This is a genomic window from Streptomyces sp. NPDC031474 (assembly GCF_055581185.1).
On sequence record NZ_JBVIJX010000003.1, the window covers coordinates 1 to 17,214 of the forward strand.

18 protein-coding genes and 3 pseudogenes are annotated in these 17,214 nt (G+C 69.6%); 17 read left to right on the forward strand and 4 right to left on the reverse strand.

Annotation, left to right across the window (positions count from 1 at the left end):
• From ACZ5SK_RS05625 to ACZ5SK_RS05635, 3 genes and pseudogenes are all read left to right on the forward strand, one after another.
• On the forward strand, positions 1-337 hold a 337-nt coding region (locus ACZ5SK_RS05625; protein ID WP_361710335.1), incomplete at its 5' end, for a MarR family winged helix-turn-helix transcriptional regulator.
• A gap of 149 nt (positions 338-486) precedes the next feature.
• Positions 487-2,043 (forward strand): annotated as a pseudogene (locus ACZ5SK_RS05630) (MFS transporter); the annotation flags it as partial.
• A 138-nt stretch (positions 2,044-2,181) separates the two neighbouring features.
• Positions 2,182-2,895: an MSCRAMM family protein gene (locus ACZ5SK_RS05635; RefSeq protein ID WP_468419145.1), complete on the forward strand. Its 714-nt coding sequence runs from the start codon at positions 2,182-2,184 to the stop codon at positions 2,893-2,895.
• A gap of 122 nt (positions 2,896-3,017) precedes the next feature.
• Here ACZ5SK_RS05635 and ACZ5SK_RS05640 read toward each other — a convergent pair whose 3' ends face one another.
• Positions 3,018-4,043, reverse strand: a complete 1,026-nt coding sequence (locus ACZ5SK_RS05640; protein ID WP_334581761.1) for an NADP-dependent oxidoreductase — start codon at positions 4,041-4,043, stop codon at positions 3,018-3,020.
• Positions 4,044-4,050: 7 nt separating this feature from the next.
• Here ACZ5SK_RS05640 and ACZ5SK_RS05645 point away from each other — a divergent pair, with 7 nt between their 5' ends.
• Positions 4,051-4,683: a FadR/GntR family transcriptional regulator gene (locus ACZ5SK_RS05645; RefSeq protein WP_334581762.1), complete on the forward strand. Its 633-nt coding sequence runs from the start codon at positions 4,051-4,053 to the stop codon at positions 4,681-4,683.
• A gap of 45 nt (positions 4,684-4,728) precedes the next feature.
• The gene (locus tag ACZ5SK_RS05650) at positions 4,729-5,469 is read left to right on the forward strand and encodes a cache domain-containing protein (protein WP_468158967.1); all 741 of its coding nucleotides are present in this window, start codon (positions 4,729-4,731) and stop codon (positions 5,467-5,469) included.
• A 28-nt stretch (positions 5,470-5,497) separates the two neighbouring features.
• Here the strand turns inward: ACZ5SK_RS05650 and ACZ5SK_RS05655 are convergent.
• From ACZ5SK_RS05655 to ACZ5SK_RS05665, 3 genes and pseudogenes are all read right to left on the reverse strand, one after another.
• A pseudogene (locus tag ACZ5SK_RS05655) lies at positions 5,498-5,874 on the reverse strand (zinc-binding dehydrogenase); the annotation flags it as partial.
• Entirely contained in the window at positions 5,847-5,978 is a 132-nt protein-coding gene (locus ACZ5SK_RS05660; protein ID WP_361710343.1) for a CocE/NonD family hydrolase C-terminal non-catalytic domain-containing protein, read from the reverse strand. The gene ACZ5SK_RS05660 and the pseudogene ACZ5SK_RS05655, both read right to left, overlap by 28 nt.
• Positions 5,979-6,094: 116 nt before the next feature.
• A pseudogene (locus tag ACZ5SK_RS05665) lies at positions 6,095-6,508 on the reverse strand (IS6 family transposase); the annotation flags it as partial.
• Between the two features lie 362 nt (positions 6,509-6,870).
• Between ACZ5SK_RS05665 and ACZ5SK_RS05670 the strand changes: the two are divergent.
• From ACZ5SK_RS05670 to ACZ5SK_RS05725, 12 genes are all read left to right on the forward strand, one after another.
• Positions 6,871-8,061, forward strand: coding sequence for an acyl-CoA dehydrogenase family protein (locus tag ACZ5SK_RS05670; protein ID WP_334581764.1), 1,191 nt, complete (start codon positions 6,871-6,873; stop codon positions 8,059-8,061).
• 11 nt (positions 8,062-8,072) lie between these two features.
• Positions 8,073-8,630 carry a flavin reductase family protein gene (locus ACZ5SK_RS05675; protein ID WP_334581765.1) on the forward strand — a complete coding sequence of 186 codons (558 nt, stop codon included), beginning with the start codon at positions 8,073-8,075 and terminating at the stop codon, positions 8,628-8,630.
• Positions 8,627-8,968, forward strand: a complete 342-nt coding sequence (locus ACZ5SK_RS05680) for an antibiotic biosynthesis monooxygenase family protein (RefSeq protein WP_457495902.1) — start codon at positions 8,627-8,629, stop codon at positions 8,966-8,968. Before ACZ5SK_RS05675 ends, ACZ5SK_RS05680 begins: the two co-directional genes overlap by 4 nt.
• A 193-nt stretch (positions 8,969-9,161) precedes the next feature.
• Positions 9,162-10,103 carry an SDR family oxidoreductase gene (locus tag ACZ5SK_RS05685; RefSeq protein WP_334581767.1) on the forward strand — a complete coding sequence of 314 codons (942 nt, stop codon included), beginning with the start codon at positions 9,162-9,164 and terminating at the stop codon, positions 10,101-10,103.
• A gap of 228 nt (positions 10,104-10,331) precedes the next feature.
• Positions 10,332-10,523: a ferredoxin gene (locus tag ACZ5SK_RS05690; RefSeq protein WP_334581768.1), complete on the forward strand. Its 192-nt coding sequence runs from the start codon at positions 10,332-10,334 to the stop codon at positions 10,521-10,523.
• Positions 10,520-11,698 carry a cytochrome P450 gene (locus tag ACZ5SK_RS05695; protein ID WP_334581769.1) on the forward strand — a complete coding sequence of 393 codons (1,179 nt, stop codon included), beginning with the start codon at positions 10,520-10,522 and terminating at the stop codon, positions 11,696-11,698. Before ACZ5SK_RS05690 ends, ACZ5SK_RS05695 begins: the two co-directional genes overlap by 4 nt.
• 10 nt (positions 11,699-11,708) lie before the next feature.
• On the forward strand, positions 11,709-13,097 hold the full coding sequence (locus ACZ5SK_RS05700; RefSeq protein ID WP_468158960.1) for an MmgE/PrpD family protein: 1,389 nt from the start codon (positions 11,709-11,711) through the stop codon (positions 13,095-13,097).
• 1 nt (position 13,098) lies between these two features.
• Positions 13,099-13,920, forward strand: coding sequence for an HTD2 family dehydratase (locus ACZ5SK_RS05705; RefSeq protein ID WP_334581772.1), 822 nt, complete (start codon positions 13,099-13,101; stop codon positions 13,918-13,920).
• A 4-nt stretch (positions 13,921-13,924) separates the two neighbouring features.
• A complete protein-coding gene (locus tag ACZ5SK_RS05710) occupies positions 13,925-15,124 on the forward strand; it encodes an NAD(P)/FAD-dependent oxidoreductase (RefSeq protein WP_334581773.1) in 1,200 nt (399 codons plus the stop codon).
• A gap of 23 nt (positions 15,125-15,147) precedes the next feature.
• The gene (locus ACZ5SK_RS05715) at positions 15,148-15,945 is read left to right on the forward strand and encodes an SDR family NAD(P)-dependent oxidoreductase (protein WP_334581775.1); all 798 of its coding nucleotides are present in this window, start codon (positions 15,148-15,150) and stop codon (positions 15,943-15,945) included.
• A 75-nt stretch (positions 15,946-16,020) separates the two neighbouring features.
• Positions 16,021-16,734, forward strand: a complete 714-nt coding sequence (locus ACZ5SK_RS05720; RefSeq protein ID WP_334581776.1) for an alpha/beta fold hydrolase — start codon at positions 16,021-16,023, stop codon at positions 16,732-16,734.
• 182 nt (positions 16,735-16,916) lie between these two features.
• The gene (locus tag ACZ5SK_RS05725; protein WP_334581777.1) at positions 16,917-17,096 is read left to right on the forward strand and encodes a hypothetical protein; all 180 of its coding nucleotides are present in this window, start codon (positions 16,917-16,919) and stop codon (positions 17,094-17,096) included.
• The last annotated feature ends 118 nt before the right edge of the window (positions 17,097-17,214 follow it).

Genomic DNA, 17,214 nt, shown 5'->3' on the forward strand with positions numbered 1-17,214 from the left:
TAACTTCGCCCGAGCACGGTTCACTTCATGTGCGTCCACACCTTCAACATGCCCCCAGACAGGACTCACAGGCAGACGTAACGGAGTCCTACTAGTCACCCGCCTCACCGACGCGGGCCTGCTGGAACGGCACCAGGACGACACCGACAAGCGCGTCGCGCACCTGCGTGTCACCGCCAAGGCGCGTCAACGCATCCGCCAGGCCGAGGACGTCGCGGCGCGACAGCTCGTGGCCGCGCTGCGGACCCTCACGGACGGCGACCGCGACGCCCTCGGCTCGGCGCTCGGCGCCCTCGAGGCTCTCACCCGGCGCCTGCGCGACCACTCCGCCGCCTGACCGTCCGGTCCGGCCGCCGTACACATCCTGCCCCTGCCGCTGCCCGGCAGGAGCGGGTGTGTCGGCCTCTGCGCAGCCCCCACTCACAGCTCGCCCCCCATGTCCACGCGCCCCAGCAGCGCGCCGCACGTCCCGAGGACGGCTCACACATGTCTGTCACCGCTGTTTCCACAGCGCCCACACCCGTGTCCGACCCCCACCCCCGCGGTCTTCGCGCCAATCCCTGGCTGACGCTGATCGCCGTCGCGTTCGGCCTGTTCATGGTCGGCCTCGACGGTTCCGTCGTCTCGATCGCCAACGCCGAGATCGCCCGCGACCTCCATGCCACCACCGCCGAACTGCAGTGGGTCACCAACTCCTACCTGCTCGCCCTCGCCGCCGCCCTCATCCTCGGCGGCAAGCTCGGCGACCGCTTCGGGCGCCGCACGGTCTACCTCGTCGGCGTCGTCGGATTCACCCTCGCGTCCGTCGCGATCGGCCTCGCCGGCTCGGTCGAGGGTGTCATCTCCTTCCGGGCCCTGCAGGGCCTCTTCGGCGCGATGCTCATGCCCAACACCCTGGCGTTGCTGCGTGCTGTGTTCCCGCCGAAGAAGTTCGGCATGGCGGTCGGCATCTGGGCGATGATCTCGTCCGTCGCCACCGCGCTCGGCCCGATCGTCGGCGGACTGCTCGTCCAGCACGTCAACTGGGAATCCGTCTTCTACATCAACGCCCCCATCGGGGTGATCGCCCTCGTCTTCGGCCTCGTGGTGCTGCCGCAGTCCAGGAACGAGGCGGCGGCGAGCGAGAAGTTCGACGTGCCCGGCGTCGTGCTGCTCGCGCTCGGACTGATCGCCGTCGTCTTCGGCGTCGTCAAGGGCGAGACGTGGGGCTGGACTTCGGCCGGCACGCTCGGCGCGATCGTCGGCGGTGTCGTCGTCCTGGTCCTCTTCGGCTGGTACGAGACCCGCGTCGCGCACCCCCTCCTGCCGATGCGGCTGTTCCGCAACCCGGCCCTGACCATCGGTGTGTTGGTCACCGCGCTGAACTTCTTCGTCCTGCTCGGCGCGATCTTCTTCGTGATGCTGTACCTGCAGAACGTGCACGGCTTCACGCCCGTCGAGTCCGGTGTGCGCACCCTGCCGCTGAGTCTCGCCTCCATGGTGGCCTCGCCGCTCGGCGCGAAGCTCACCGAGAAGTTCGGCCCGCGCCTGACCATGCCGCTCGGGATGGTGCTCCAGGCCGGCGCCGCGTTCACGATGCTCGCGTGGAGCGCCGACTCCTCGTACGCCGCCATGTGGCCGCCGTTCGTCGCGCTCGGTCTCGGCGTCGGCATCGTGATGGCCGCGTCCTCGGACGCGATCGTCGGCAACGCCCCCGTCAAGGACGGCGGCATCGCGGGGGGCCTGCAGGCCACCTCGCTCCAGGTCGGCGGCGCGCTCGGCACCTCGGTACTCGTCTCCCTCATCAGCAGCCGCGTCGGCTCCACGCTCACCGACTCGCTGACCGGCGCCGGCGTGCCCCACTCGACGGCCGCTCGCTTCGAGGAGGCGAAAGATGCGGTCGCCATGGGCGTCGCCCCGGTCTCCGACGCGATGCCCGCACAGCTCAGGGCGGCCGTCGTGGAGGGCAGCCACACCGCCTTCATGAACGGCGTCCACGCCGCCGTCCTGGTCACCGGCGTCCTCGCCCTGATGGGCGCCGCCCTCGCGGCGTTCGGCCTCCGCGGCCGGAAGGACGGGACCCAGGAGAACACCGAGCACACCGAGCACGAGGCGAAGGTGGCCAGCCCGGCCGCGGCCGCCGTCCGGTCCTCCGCCGGTGTCCCGGTCAGCGGACACGTCGTCGGCGCGGAGTCGGCACCCGTGCGGCGGGCGGTCATCACCCTGATCTCGCTCGACGGGCAGCAGGTGGGCCGCATGGTGGCCCACTCGGACGGTGCCTACACGGTGGACGCGCCGGGCGCGGGAAGCTACGTGCTGATCGCCTCCGCCGAGGGCTACCAGCCGCAGGCGTCCACGGTCGTGGTCGGCGGCGAGCCGGTCTCGTACGACATCCTGCTCTCCGGCACCAGCGGCCTGGTCGGCACGGTCAGGTCGGCCGGCCTCGGGAAGCCGGTCGCCGGCGCCATGGTGGTCGCGGCCGACGTGCGCGGCGATGTGCTCGCCGCCGAGCTCTCCGACACGGACGGCACCTTCGGCTTCACCGAGCTGGTGCCCGGCCGGTTGACCCTCGCGGTGACCGCGACCGGCTACCGGCCGATCGCCCTGCCCGTCGAGATCGCCGCGCAGGGCGTCACCAGGACCGAGCTCGAACTCTCCCCCGGCCTGCACGTGCGGGGCACGGTCCAAGCCGCGGGCGGACCGCTGCACGACGCGCGGGTCACGCTCATCGACACGGCCGGCAATGTGGTGGCCACCGCGACCACCGGCGAGGACGGTGGCTATGCCTTCACCGATCTGGACGGCGGCGCGTACACGGTCACGGCGGCCGGTTACCCGCCGAAGGCCACCCAGGTGACCGTGCACGGCTCGGGTGCGGAAAACCACGACATCGAGCTCGCCCACCCGGGCGAGTGACACTCGCCGGGCCGGACTCGCCCTTCGGTTCGGGCGTGTCCGGCCCGGCGGCAAGCTCGCAAGCGCGGTGCCAAAGGTGGCCCGCACCTGGACGCCGCCGCCTACGTCGCCCCTCCCCCCTCTCAGTCCTCGGCGACCCGAATGATCGTGCGGCCGGGGACACGCTGGCCCGAGGTGAAGGCGGCCGGCGCGTCGGCGAGCGACCGCACCGCACCGCACCGACGCACACCCGCATCCGGCCGTCCCTCAGACGCCGGGCGAGGTCGGCGAGGCGTACGCGGTCTGGTTCCACGACGAAGAACACGGCCTGCCCGCCGTCGGGGCGCACGGGGGGGCTGCTGGACGATGCTGACGAGCGTGCCGCCGGGGCGCACGAGGGCGGCCGAGCGGTCGAGGATGTCGCCACCGATCACGTCGAACACGACATCGACCTGGCCGGTGCCTTCCCACCGGTCGGCCTCCAGGTCGAGGAACGCGTGCGCGCCCAGGTCGAGGACGGTGTCCCGGTCGGCGGAGCGGCCCGTGCCGACCACGCGGGCTCCGGCTTCGTGAGCGAGCTGGACGGCGACCGAGCCGACGCCGCCGGCGGCTCCATGGACCAGGACGGTCTGGCCGGTGGTGAGACGGGCGTGGTCGAACAGGCCCTGCCAGGCGGTCAGTTCGGAGATCGGCAGTGCGGCGGCCGCCGTGTGGTCGACGTCGGCGGGGAGCGGGGCGAGGTTGCGGGCTTCCACTGCGACGAACTCGGCGAGCGAACCGTTGCGGGTCCAGTCGGCCAGTCCGAAGACTCGCTGGCCGACGGTGAGGCCGGTGGTTCCGTACCCGAGTTCCGTCACCACTCCCGAGACCTCGTGGCCGGGCACGCTCGGCGTACGGTCGCGGCCGGCACGGTCGGTCCAGGTGGCGGGCCAGTCGAGCTCGCCCCGGGTGAAGCCGGCGGCGTGCACCCGGACGATGACATCGTTCTCGTCGGCATGGGGGTGGGGAAGATCCTCCAGGGTCAGCCCCTGGATCCCGGCCTCGCGATCCCGGACAGTGATGGCGGCAGTGGACGGCCGCTCACTGGTGATGAGTGCCGCCTTCGCGCCCCTGAGTGACTCCGGCCGGGCGGACATGGTGGTCCGCCGCATCGCCGAAGCGGTCACCATCGGGCTGATGACGGACGGGGAGCAGCTCCCCGGCGAAAGCGACCTCGCCTGTCAGCTGGGGGTCGCCAACGGCACGGTTCGAGAGGCTCTCGCCATCCTGCGCGAGCAGGGGCTGGCGGAGACCCGGCGCGGACGCAACGGCGGCAGCTTCATCCGCGACCCGGAGGAGGGCCTGACCAGGATCCACCAGGCCCGCCTGAGGGAACTGGGCATCTCGGAGCTGCGCGATCTCGGCGACGAGCAGTTCGCCGTCTCCGGCAGTGCGGCCCGCTTCGCCGCCGAACGCGCCCCCTCGGATCTGGCGAGGAGTCTCGACCGCCTGGTCATGGCCCTGCGCAAGGCGGAATCCCCGGCCGAACGACGCAAGGCCGACGCCCGCTTCCACATCGAGGTGGCAGTCGCCGCGCAGTCCGTCCGTCTGACGCGACTGGAGGTCCGGTTGCAGGCGGAGCTCGGTCCGCTCTTGTGGCTGCCGGGGGGCGACGGGCCCGACGCGTCGGCCTTCGCCGACCAGCATCACGAGATCCTGGTGGCGATCATGGCCGGAGACGCCGCGGAGGCGCGCCGCCTCGCCGAGGCACACACGATCGCCGGGGCTCGCCATCTGGTACGTACACATCTACGGTTGACCGATGCCTGACCCGGTGGCGTACTCCCGCGCCGCCCTCCTTGACGGAGCACAGTGATGACCAGCACCCCAGCCACCGGCATCGTCCAGTGCAGTGAGTCCATCCGGGAAGCGGTGGAATCCGTCTTCTCGGCGCTGGCCGTCCTGGAGAGCGAAGCGAGCGAACGCCTGAACGCGATCGGCCGGAAGGGCAGGCGTCCCGGGACGAGTGACCTCGCCGCCCTGCAGCCGACGATCCAGGCCCTGCTGAGCGAGCAGGGCGACAGATTCAACGGCACGGGTGTCGTCATGGCACCCGACGTACTCGCCGACGCCGCCTGCCACCTCGAGTGGTGGCAGCGAACCGGAGGTCAGAGACCTCGTCCCCTGCGGCTGAACCTGGATCCGCAGAGCGAGAGTTTCTACGACTACACCCTCAAGCCCTGGTTCGTGACTCCCCGCGACGAGGGTCACGGCACGGTCATGGGGCCGTACGTCGATCTGCACTGCGCCGGCCTGTACATCCTGACGTTCACCCGGCCGTTGACGGCGAACGGTGAATTCGTCGGCGTCGTCGGGGCCGATGTCCCGGTGGCCGCCTTCGAGCAGCTCGTCGCCCCCTCGCTCAAGCATCTGGGTGGCGAAGCCGTGGTGATCACCAGTGAGGCACAGGTCCTGGCCGCGAACACACCCACGTGGGCCGTCGGGGAAAGGGCTCGCGAACTGCTGGACGCCGAGGCCGGAGTGGAGAGGGAAGCGGTGCGGGCACCCGAGGTCCACTGGAGCGTGATCCGCGTGGAGTCCTCCGCTGTCGGCTGAGAGTGAGTGGATCGAGCGGCGGGCGGTGCTCATACGTCTCCGGGCGGCCCACGGCGTCGATGACCACGCCCGCGCCGAAGGCGCCGGTCAGCTCGGGTATCGCCTCCACCGGGCGCGTCTCCCGTGAGTTGACGGTGTGCGTGGGGCCGAGCGGCACGGCGGTCACGAGTTCACGGTCGTCGGTGTCCCCCGCGATGATCTTCGCCGCGCCGACCAGCCGGGCGCCGCCGCGTCACCCACGCCACCGCAGCCGATGACGCCCAGGCAGTCACCGCGGCCGACGCTGTCGGTGTTAATCACCGCTCCGAGGCCCGCCATCACGTCACAACCCAGCAGGCCCACGGCGGCCCGTGACAGCTCGGCGCCGTCGGTGAGGGTCATCTTCTGGTGACCCGAACCCGTGTCCGGTGACCCGCCTTGCAGACGACGCCGGTCGACCACAGGTCAACGACGGGCTCGGCCGCCTGGCCCGGTGTCACCGCGCGCACCCTCACGATGCCGTCGGCCACATCAGGCGCGTCAGCGCACGCCTGCCGTACCGAGGAGGGTCGTCACCGTGGGTGCGATGAGCCCAGTCAGGTTGTCGGCCTGGATTCCCGCGGGGGGCGCTGTCACCTTGTCGGGTGCCCTTGTGGGAGCGGAGCTGGACGGAAGGCACGACCTCGCCGTGAGCGGCGCCGTAGGAGCGCAGCTTGTCCGTGACGATCACCCGCGGCACCGCGTCAGCCGTCTTGGGGAGTCGGCGGAAGAATCGCTTCGCCGCGGCATTGTCCCGTCGGTTCTGCACCAGGATGTCCAGCACCATGCCGTCCTGGTCGACAGCCCGCCAGCGGCACTTCTGCTCACCGTTGATCTTGATGAATACCTCGTCCGGGTGCCACTTGTCACCAGGCCGGGGCTGGCGGCGGCGCGGCGAATTGGCGTAGGTCTGCCCGAACTTCATGCACCAGCGGCGCACGGTCTCGTAGGAGACGATCACGCCGCGCTCAAGCATCAGCTCCTCGACCTCACGCAAGCTGAGCGGGAACCGGAAGTGCAGCTTCCTGTTCTGACGCCGACCGCTGGCAGCCGGTGCGTGAGCCGAGCGCTCTGTCCGTTGGCGGTCGTGGCCAAGAATCCCCGCCCGCGCCGTCGGCGCCTGCCGCGCACGACGGCCGACCGAACCCGTGCCCTCGCCTCGGACCGCGGTCGACCCGACCAGGTCGGCGTCGAGGTCACGCCCGGGTGCGGTCTCCGACCTCGCGCGAGCCGCGTCATGCGTCTGATGCATCGCAGACCCGAACTTCTGGTGAAGTCCCTGGTCTTTACGCCGCTCGAAGCGGATCCGCATGCTGGCTGTCATCACCCCGTTACGTCGGTCATGACATTCATCGACCCACGTCGCTCTCTGGGAAAGGCACCATGACAATGACGTCCAGCGCCGCAGTGTCGGATCTCGAAGCCTCTGACGCCGAGCTGGTGGGCCGCGCCACCGGCCTGGTCCCGCTGATCCGTGAATACGCCATGCAAGGTTCCGAGGCGCGTCGAGTGGCCCCCGAGGTGGTCAAGGCGCTGGAGGACGCGGACATCTTCCGTCTGCTCGTGCCCAAGCGGTACGGCGGCCACGGGGCGACGTTGCGCACCGCCGTCGACGCCGTGGCGGAAGTGGCCCGCGGCGATGGCTCGACCGGGTGGATCGCCGCCCTGATGACCGTAGGTACGGGGTTCGCCTCGACTTCCTCCGCCCAGGCACAGGAGGACGTCTTCGGTGCGAACGCGAAGGCCAAGGTATGTGGCGTCTTCTCCCCGGGCAGCAAGTCGGAGCGGGTCGACGGCGGTTACCTCGTCAGTGGGCGCTGGCCGTACGCCTCGGGCTCCTTCGCCGCTGACTGGGGGTCTCTGGGCATCCCCGTCGAGGGCGGCGAGCTGGCGCTGGCGCTGATCCCGGCGGAGGCCTGGACGATCGAACCGACCTGGTTCGTCGCCGGAATGCAGGGCACGGGCAGCGACACCATCGTGGTCGAAGACCACTTCGTGCCCGATCACCGGGTCCAGCCGGTCAAGGACATGTTCGAGGGACGCTATCTCACGCCGTACACCGACGAACGGATGGCGTCGATGGCCTTCAACGCGGTCGCCGCCGCCATTCTCGTCGCACCGCAGATCGGTCTGGGCCGGCACGCGCTGGAGATCACCCGGGCCAAGCTGCCCCTCAAGCCGGTGGCCTACACCAGCTACCAGGAGGCGCGCCTCTCCCCCACCCACCAGCTCGGCGTCGCCGGTGCGGCCACCAAGCTGCACCTGGCCGAGCTGACGGTGGAACGGATGTGCCTCGACATCGACCGGGCCGCCGCCGATCACCGACAGCTCGACCTGGAGACCCGTGCCCGGATCCGCAATGACACCGGCGTGGTCGCCGAACTGGTCACGGGCGCGATCGACGCGCTGCTGACCGCCAACGGCGCCGGTTCCTTCGCCGAGGTCAACGTGCTGAACCGCATCTGGCGGGACTCCGAGACCGCCGCCCGGCATGCCCTCGTCACCCCCGAGATCGGCAAGGAAGCCTACGGCCGACTGCTGCTGGGCAACGAAGAACCGACGATCGCGCTGTGAGGACAACGACCATGCAGACCCCACCTGCCCACACCGCGCAGCAGGGCGGCCCTGCCACCACCGACGACCCCGTCGACTACCGGCGCGCCCTCGGGCACGTCCCCACCAGTGTGGCGGTGGTCACCGCGAGCGTCAGGTCCGGGCCCGTCGGGATGACTGTCGGCTCCTTCACCTCCGTGTCCCTGGACCCGCCCCTCATCACGTTCTTCGTCGACCGGTCCTCCAAGACCTGGCCGCGCCTCTACGAGGCGAGCCGCTTCGGCGTCAACATCCTCGGCCACGGTCACAGCGAGCTGTGCAAGGCGTTCTCCCGGCGCAGCGAGGACCGCTTCCTCGACGTGGACTGGCACATGTCGGCACGCGGCCTGCCCCTCCTGGACGAGGCGATCGTCACCCTGGAATGCACGAGGTTCAAGGTCGACCTGATCGGCGATCACTACCAGGTGGTCGGCCGCGTCGAGTCACTGGAACTGCGCGCCACCGATCCCCCGCTGATCTTCCTGCGCGGCGGCTTTCTGGACCTGAGTGCCCCGGGCACGGCGTCCGGACGCGACGAAGGTGACCAATGATCTACGAGCACGCCGAACTGCGTGTCCACCCGGGGGCGGGCGTCCGGCTCGAAGCGGACTTCGCAACGGCCCGGCATCTGCTGCTGGAGACTCCCGGGTGCCGATCCGCCGAACTGCTACGCAGCGTCGACCACCCCGACACCTTCCTGCTGCTCGTCGGTTGGGAACGACTCGAGGACCACACCGAGGTCTTCCCCGGAACACCGCGGGCGAAAGCCTTCGCCGAGGCAGTCGCACCACACTGTGTCGCCAGGCCCCGGGTCGTCCACTACGCGGCCCACGAGGACAGCACGACCGCTGGTGACAGCCCGCGGACCGAAGGCATCCAGGGGCCGTAGGCCTGCCTTGCCTTCCCAGGAGCGGTGCGCGCCACGGGCGGCCGAACGCGCCGCTCGGCCGCTGCATCCCATGGCCGGCGTCTCTTCCAGGGCCCCTGGGCATGAATGAAGGCCCTCGCACCACAAGACCAGCTCCGTCAGCGCGCTGACGTGCCCTGCAGACGTTTCAAGAAAGACGAACAGGAGACACACCATGGGTCGCATTGTCATCAGCGGAGCCTCGGGAGACTTGGGGCACCGTGTCACTGACCTGCTTCTGGCCGCGGATCCAGATGCCGAACTGACGCTTGTGACGCGCACCCCGGAAAAGCTGCGCCAGGGTGAGACACAGCGGCACCGCGTCTGCAGAGGGGACTACCGGGACGCCGCCTCCCTGGACGCCGCTTACAGCGGCGGGGAGATACTCTTCCTCATCAGCGGACTGAACCTCGGACGAAGGGTTTCCGAGCACCGGAATGCGATCTCCGCGGCACAACGGGCCGGTATCCGGCATATCGTGTATACCTCGGTGGGAGGCGTACAGCCGAACAATCCGGCACTGTCGTCCAGGGACCACTGTCAGACCGAGCTTGATCTGCGTGCATCTGGTCTGACGTACACGATCCTCAGGAACTCCCTCTACTCCGAAATCGTCAGCAACGTTCTAGTGGCGCCCGGGGTGGAAAGCGGACTGCTCACCCAGGCGACGGGCGATGGCTTCATCGCTCCGGTCGCGAAGAGCGATGTCGCCGGCAGCGCTGCCACGTGCCTGCTGCAGAACGAGCGGCACGCCGGCGCTGTCTACGAGATCACCGGCAGCGAGTTGCTGAATTTCCACGACATCGCGGCGATCGGTACCGAAGTCCACGGCGTCCCCGTCAAGTACGCGCCGGTCTCGGTCGAAGAGCGCCTCGCATTCTTCGATTCCGTGGGGATTCCCCGGACGTATGACCCTGACATGCCGCCGAGCGCCGACGGGCACATGTGGGCAAGCGACGAGTTGATATCCGCAGAAATGGCGATCTCTGAAGGCTACCAAGCCATCATGTCGCACCATGTGAAGCACATCACGGGCCAAGAACCTGCTTCACTGCGATCTGTGATGGAGCGTTGCAAGTCATTGCGCTACGACGAGATAGGCGCGCATGTTTCATAAGCGCGCTCCTCGCCTCGGTGGGCTCGCTCACCGAGGCGGAACGGACTGCTCTGCCCCGGATCGCGCCCCGAACCGACCAGTCCCATACATTTTATGTATGGATGAGGCAATTTTTTGATATTTGCCAGATGGCATTGCCTGGCTCAGTGTTGAGGAACAGCTGGAGCCCGCCCTCGTGGCGCGACACCCCACCACTGGGAGGGCTTCGCGAGAAAGGAGTTCCGCGAGATGGTCGAGGTCAAAGTGGATTTCGTCCGGTGCGACGCCAACGGCACCTGTGCGGCACTGATGCCGGACGTGTTCCATATCGGTGAGAACGGCCTGCTGGAGCAGTTGACGACCGAAGTCGAGGACGGTCGCGCGGACGAGCTGGAGGAAGTCATCCTCTGCTGCCCGCTGGGGGCGATCTCACGCTCATGAACACGACCCTTCCGCACTTCGAACCGTTCTCCCCGGATGCCCTCGCGCACCCGGGCGGCGCCCTGGCCGAGGGCCCTCTCGCGCTCGGCTCGGCCGGCTACACCGTCCTGGGCTACGAACTCGCGACCACCGTGCTGCGGGACAAGCGATTCCAGAACGCCGCACTCAAGCTGATGGAGGACTTCGGGATCACCGACGGTCCCGTGCACGACTTCCGCGCGCACAGCCTGCTCATGGCTGACGGCCCGCGTCACCTCCGGCTGCGCACGCCGCTGGCCCGTTTCATGGGACCGGCGACCGTCGAGAACATCCGCGGCGCCCTACGGCAGATCATCCAGGACCTCGCCGCCGGCCTCGACCCGTCCGCGCCGGTCGACTTCCACGGTGCCGTCGACCGGCGTCTGCCCGCGCGGGTGTACTGCCACCTCGCCGGCGCACCGGTCGAGGACGCCCCCAAGGTCGCGAGCCTCTCGGAGCGGACGCTGTCGCTGCTGAACCGCGACCCGAGCCTCACACCGGTGATCGTCGGTGCGTACGACGAGTTGTTCGCCTACCTGGAGGAACTCGTCGCACGCAAGCGCACGCAGGGCCTGGGCGAGGACATGCTGTCGTTCCTGATCGCACAGCACGACGTCGGCAAGCTCTCCGAGAAGGAGCTCTTCAACGAAGCGGCCGCCATGCTCGAGGCTAGCTCCGTCAACACCACCCACCAGACAGGTCTGGTGGTGTGGACGCTGTTGCGCGACCGGGAGGTCTGGCAGCGGCTGGTCGAGGATCCGGCGCTGATCCCGGCGGCGGTCGTCGAGGTGCTGCGGCTGTACCCGCGCCCCGGGGTCATCAGCAGGATCGCGACCGAGGACGTCGAGCTGAACGGGACCGTCGTCCCCGCCGGTTCGGACGTGCACGTGGCGGTGTGGTCGGCCAACCGCGACCCGGCGCGCTTCGAGAATCCGGCGGACTTCGTGCTCGGACGTGAGCGCAACCAGCCGCTGACCTTCAGCACGGGCAGCCACAACTGCCTCGGACAGGGGCTCGCGAAGGTCGAGATGGAGGAGGTCGTCAGCTACCTGGTCGAGCACTGTCCGAACGCCGTCGTGGTCGAGGAGGACACCGAGATCGGTCAGGCCGGCGGCCGGTGGCTCGTGAAGTCGCTCACCGTTGACCTCAAGTCGTAGGCGGGGCGTGATGGCGGACACCGAAGGGTCGCTGACCGAACGTCTGGCCGCGCACTGGGCCGGCCTGTCGTTCGACGAGATCCCGGCCGAGGTCGTCGGCCGGGTCAAGGACAACATCCTGGACACGCTGGCGGTGGCGCTCGCCGGGGTGAACACCGACGAGGCGCAGCGGGTCAGGGACGCCCTGACGAGCACCCAGCAGTCCGAGTCGGGCAGCCTCGTCTGGGGGACACCGCTCATGCTCCCCCCGTCGCACACCGCGCTCGCGAACGGGACGTCGGCTCACGCACGCGACTTCGACGACGGAGGCGGACCGGGGCACGCGGGTTCCACCGTGCTGCCGGCGGCCCTCGCCGTCGCCGAGGCGACCGGGGCCGACGGGCGGGCGCTGATCGCCGCGACGATCGCCGGGTACGACATCGGCTACCGGACCCTGCAGGCGCTCGGCGGCTTCGCCGCGCACACCGACCGGGGCTGGCACTCCAGCGGCACCATGGGGAGCCTCGCCGCTGCCGCCGCCGGCGCGAAGGCCCTGAACCTGGACGCGGAGCGCTTCGCCGACGCGCTGGGCATCGCCGGTTCCTTCACGGGCGGCGTCTGGGCGTTCATCGACGACGGGGCGTGGACCAAGCGGATCCATCCCGGCAAAGCCGGGGAGACCGGTGTCGACGCGGCGCTGCTCGCGCGCGCCGGCATCACCGGCCCGCGGCGGATCTTCGAGGCCGATTGGGGCGGCCTGTTCTCCCTCTACAACGGCGGACAGGGGCACGCGGCCAAGGCGCTGCATGACCTCGGCGTCGACTTCAACGTCGCGACCGCGTACATCAAGCCCTACGCCTGCTGCCGCGGAAGCCACTCCACGATCGACACGGTGCTCGCTCTCATCCAGGAGCGGGACCTCAAGCCCGAGGATGTGCGGCACATCTCGATCACGGCCGGTGAGACAGCGGTGAACATGCTGTCGGTCGACCCCATCGAGACGGTGTTCGACGCACAGTTCAGCCTCCCGTACGCCGTGACGATCGCCCTGCACCACAGGAGCGTCGGACTTGACCAGTTCGACCCGCCCCGCATCGACGAGCCCGGCATCCGGGCGACGTTCCAGAAGATCTCGATGCACGTCGACAGCGGCATCCAGCTGGAGGACGGACCGCGACTGGCGGTGGAGTTCGTGGACGGCGAGACGGTGACGCTCCCCGCCGGCAACCCCACCACCGCCAAGGGGTCGGCGCAGAACCCGCTTTCGCACGCGGAGGTCGTGAGCAAGGCAGAGGCGGTGCTCGCGCCCTACGGGTACGAGGTCGCGCGCGACCTGGTGCGTGCTGTCGAGACCCTGGACGACGCTCCGGACCTGTCGGAGCTGCTGCGCGCTCTACGCGCGGGAAGACAAGGAGAGTGACATGGTCACGAGCGAGGTGACGCGAACGGTCGAGCGGACCGAGGTCATCGCGTCCGAGCCGACTCAGTCCCTGGCGGCCGCGCTGGACATCGAGATCCCGCACGCGGCGGGAGACCCGGTGCCCCCACTGTGGCACTGGACCTACCTGCTGGAGCGCGGCCCGGAACACGAGCTGGGCGAGGACGGCCACCCGGTCACGGGAATCCCCGCACCTCCCGGCCCGGGACTCCGCCGGATGTTCGGCGGTGGCCGGGTGACGACGCTGGGCCGCCTCGTGATCGGGGAGTCCGCGACCAAGGTGACCTCGATCAAGAGTTCCGTCGACAAGGTGGGCCGGAGCGGTCCGCTGACGCTGACGACCGTCCTGCAGGAAATCTTCCAGGGCGGCGAACTGGTGATCCGGGAGGAGCAGGACATCGTCTACCGCGCTCCCGGTTCCGGGGCGCTGCCGCCCCCGCCCGCGGCGACAACGGCCCCGGCCGGGCCGACGCTGGACCTCGCGGTCGACGAGCGGCTGCTGTTCCGGTTCTCGGCGCTGACGTACAACGCGCACCGCATCCACTACGACCTGGACTGGTGCCGGCGGGAGGGGTACGACGGTCTCGTCGTCCACGGGCCCCTGCTGGCGCTCGTGACGGGCGAGCACCTGCGCCGCCAGGGCATCGATCTGCGGGGCAGGACCTTCGGTTACCGCTTCGTCTCCCCGCTGACCAAGCCGCAGACCATCACGGTCGTCCCCGGCTCGGACGGGCTGCAGCACGGTGCCGAGGCACGCGGCGCCGACGGAACCGTCGCCGCCGTGAGCACCGTCACGGAGGCCTGAGACCGTGACCGCATCCACCACCGATGTCGCCGTCGTCGGCGGGTCGACCGCCGGCCTGCGGGCCGCGGAAGCCGTCGCACGCCACGCCCCGGAGCTGAAGGTCACGGTCATCAGCGACGAGCCGCACCTGCCGTACGAGCTGCCTCCGCTGTCCAAGGTCGCCCTGCACGAACGGCTCGACGTGGACACGCTCGTCTATCCCTTCGCCACGGGCCTGCGCGACCAAGGGGTCGACTTCAGACTCAACACCCGTGCTCAGGCGCTCGACACGAAGGCGAACACCGTCCTTCTGCCCGACGGAGCACTGACATATCGTGCGCTCGTCGTCGCGACCGGGTGCGAGCCGGTGATCCCGCCGCTGTTCGCCGGCCTGGCCGGTGTTCACGCGCTGCGCCGCTTCGAGGACGCGACCGCCCTACGGGCGGCGGTCGCCGATCCGGCGGTCTCCGTCGCGATCGTCGGAGCCGGCTTCATCGGGGGCGAGTTCGCCTCGACGCTCGTGAAGGCGGGGCGGACCGTTTCCGTCATCGACCTGGCGGCGAAGCCGCTGGGGCGGTTCGGCGAGCCGGTCGCCGACGCCTACGTGGCACTTCACCGGGAGGCGGGCGTCGGCCTGTTCCTGGGCAGTGGCGTCGTCGACGTCGCCGAGAAGGAAGGGCACCGCTCGCTGGTGCTCGACGACGGCACGCGGGTTCCCGCCGACGTGATCGTCGTCGGCGTCGGCGTGCGCCCGTCGACCGACTGGCTCCAGGACTCCGGGCTGACCTTCGACAACGGGATCCTGGCCGATGCCACTCTCCGGGCGGCTGACAACGTGTTCGTCGCCGGCGACATCGTCCGCTGGCCCAACGCGCGGTTCGACACCGTGATGCGGATCGAGCACTGGACCAGCGCTGCCGAGCAAGGACGCGCCGCGGGGATCAACGCCGTGAGGCTCCTCCGCGGCAGCGAGGGCGAAGGCTTCACGAACGTGCCGTACTTCTGGTCGGACCAGCACGGCGTCCGCATCCAGTTCGCGGGCCATCTGACCGGCGACGAGGAGATCGTGGAGAACCGCGCCGCGGACGGCTCGCTCTTCCTCTACCGCCGCGGCGAGGCGGTGACGGGCGTGCTGGCCTTCGAGCGGCGCGCCGAGTTCGTCACGCTGCGGGCGCGCCTGCGACGGGAACTGAGCTGGCAGGCCGTCGGCGAGTTCGTGCTCTGAACAAACATCAACGAGGAGTAACAGTGACGGGTGACGTGGCGAACCGGCGGAAAGCGGTCATCACAGGGGCGGCCCAGGGACTGGGCGCGGAGATAGCGTTCCGCCTTGCCGGTGAGGGATTCGCGATCGCCCTTCTGGACCTGTGGAAAGAGGGACTGGAACAGACGAGGGAGAAAATAGAGAGCCGGTTCGCGGACACCACGGTCAAGACGATCCCGGTGGATCTTTCCAGCGAGGAACTCGTCGCCGACGCGTTCGCGGAGATCGACGCCGTTCTCGGGCGCGTCGACGCGCTCGTGAACACCGCGGGCGGCAGCGGGACCGAGCAGGTGCGCGACATCGCCGACCTGTCGTCGCGGACCTGGCACACCGTGCTGGACAACAACGTCACGAGCGCGTTCCTGTGCTGCAGGTACGCCGTCCCGATCATGCGCCGGAACGGCTACGGCCGCATCGTCAACTTCTCGTCCGCGGTGTCACGTGGCCTCTCCGGCCCGTCCGGGACCGTCAGCGCGCGGCTCGCTTACGCCACGTCCAAGGCGGCGGTCAACGGCTTCACCAGGCAGCTCGCCAAAGACCTCGCCCGCAGCGGGATCACCGTGAACGCGGTCTCCCCCGGGCTCATCCTGCCCGAGGAGGGCCGGGTGAGGAGAGTGTTCGAGGCGCTCCCCGACACGGACCAGGCCGCCATCCGGGCGGCGATCCCGGCCGGCCGAACCGGTACGGCCCAGGAGATCGCCTCTGCCGTCGCCTATCTGGTCTCGGAGGACGCCGGCTTCACCTCCGGCACCGTCCTGAGCGTGGACGGCGCGGCCTCCTGACGCCTTTCGGGGCGCCTGCTCCCCGCCCTCGGTCCACAACCGCCACGTATCAGAGCGACAAGAAAGGGGCCGACCGTGCTCCAGTTTCCGTTGGTCCTCGTGCCCGCGCTGGGCTGCGACGCCCGGCTGTGGCAGCCGGTCGTCGACCGGGTCCGCGACCGCGTGGAATGCGTGGTCGTCCAAGGCAGCGGGGACTCGATCGAGTCCATGGCGGACGATGTGCTCGCCCAGGCACCGGCCCGGTTCTACCTGGCCGGGATCTCGATGGGGGGCTACGTCTCCTTGGACCTGGTACTCAGAGCGACCGGGCGCGTCGCGGGCCTGGCGCTGCTGAACACGTCCGCGATCGCGGCACCGCCCGACCGCAGGCAGAACTCGATCAGCGTCATCGAACTGGCCGAGTCCGGCCTGTTCGACGAGGCGGTGGACCGGGTCAGTGGGGCCGTCGCACGGGGGCGCCCGGATGTGACCGCCCTCGCGGCCGAGATGGCGCGTGACCTCGGTGCCGACGTCTTCACGGCTCAGCAACTGGCGGTGCTGGACCGGCGCGATCGCACACCGGAGATCGCGAAGATCGCGGTGCCGACATTGATCGTCGCAGGTGACGCCGATGCGATCACCCCACCGCGGCTGAGCGAGGAGATGGCGAGCTCGATCCCGGGTGCGGAGCTGCAGGTGCTCGAAGGGATCGGCCACCTCTCGCCCCTCGAAGACCCGGCCGCCGTCGCCGCACGCCTCGGCGACTGGCTCGTGCGCATCGACGGCCGAGCACAGAGGACAACGCCGTGACGCTCTCACCGCGGAGCGGGCGGCATCCTTCCAGCAAGACGAGGACGAGCAGGAGCGTGCGCCTTCACCAAACAACTCCACTGGGAACAAAGGACTTTGACGCCATCCTGAGCCGGGGTCCCGTGCGTTACATTAAACTTCAAGCGTTTGGTGATCAACAGACGAAAGGGCGTCGCATCCACATGACCACTGCCCCAGGAATCGCCAAGAAGCGTCTCGCCGTGCGGGTCACCGCCGCACTGGCCACAGCCGCCGCGACCTTCGGGATCATCGCGTTCGGCTTCACCGGCGGCTCCGCCAACACGCAGGCCGCCGATCCGGGATCGTTGGACTGCAGCCACTACAAATGCCACAACTACTGATCCGGCTCACGGTTTCGGGGCGGCTTTGACCGTCGACCTGGCCGGCAGCTGACGGGTGTGGGGAGCGCGGTCTCCCCGCACCCTTCGCTTTGACGGCCGGGACTGCGGGGAACTCCGG

Coding starts and splice junctions, on each gene's coding strand:
- ACZ5SK_RS05690 (WP_334581768.1), top strand. CDS start 10,332: ATGGTCGAGGTCAAAGTGGATTTCGTCCGGTGCGACGCCAACGGCACC.
- ACZ5SK_RS05645 (WP_334581762.1), top strand. CDS start 4,051: ATGACGGACGGGGAGCAGCTCCCCGGCGAAAGCGACCTCGCCTGTCAG.
- ACZ5SK_RS05725 (WP_334581777.1), top strand. CDS start 16,917: ATGACCACTGCCCCAGGAATCGCCAAGAAGCGTCTCGCCGTGCGGGTC.
- ACZ5SK_RS05695 (WP_334581769.1), top strand. CDS start 10,520: ATGAACACGACCCTTCCGCACTTCGAACCGTTCTCCCCGGATGCCCTC.
- ACZ5SK_RS05675 (WP_334581765.1), top strand. CDS start 8,073: ATGCAGACCCCACCTGCCCACACCGCGCAGCAGGGCGGCCCTGCCACC.
- ACZ5SK_RS05640 (WP_334581761.1), bottom strand. CDS start 4,043: ATGGTGACCGCTTCGGCGATGCGGCGGACCACCATGTCCGCCCGGCCG.
- ACZ5SK_RS05685 (WP_334581767.1), top strand. CDS start 9,162: ATGGGTCGCATTGTCATCAGCGGAGCCTCGGGAGACTTGGGGCACCGT.
- ACZ5SK_RS05700 (WP_468158960.1), top strand. CDS start 11,709: ATGGCGGACACCGAAGGGTCGCTGACCGAACGTCTGGCCGCGCACTGG.
- ACZ5SK_RS05670 (WP_334581764.1), top strand. CDS start 6,871: ATGACAATGACGTCCAGCGCCGCAGTGTCGGATCTCGAAGCCTCTGAC.
- ACZ5SK_RS05680 (WP_457495902.1), top strand. CDS start 8,627: ATGATCTACGAGCACGCCGAACTGCGTGTCCACCCGGGGGCGGGCGTC.
- ACZ5SK_RS05705 (WP_334581772.1), top strand. CDS start 13,099: ATGGTCACGAGCGAGGTGACGCGAACGGTCGAGCGGACCGAGGTCATC.
- ACZ5SK_RS05650 (WP_468158967.1), top strand. CDS start 4,729: ATGACCAGCACCCCAGCCACCGGCATCGTCCAGTGCAGTGAGTCCATC.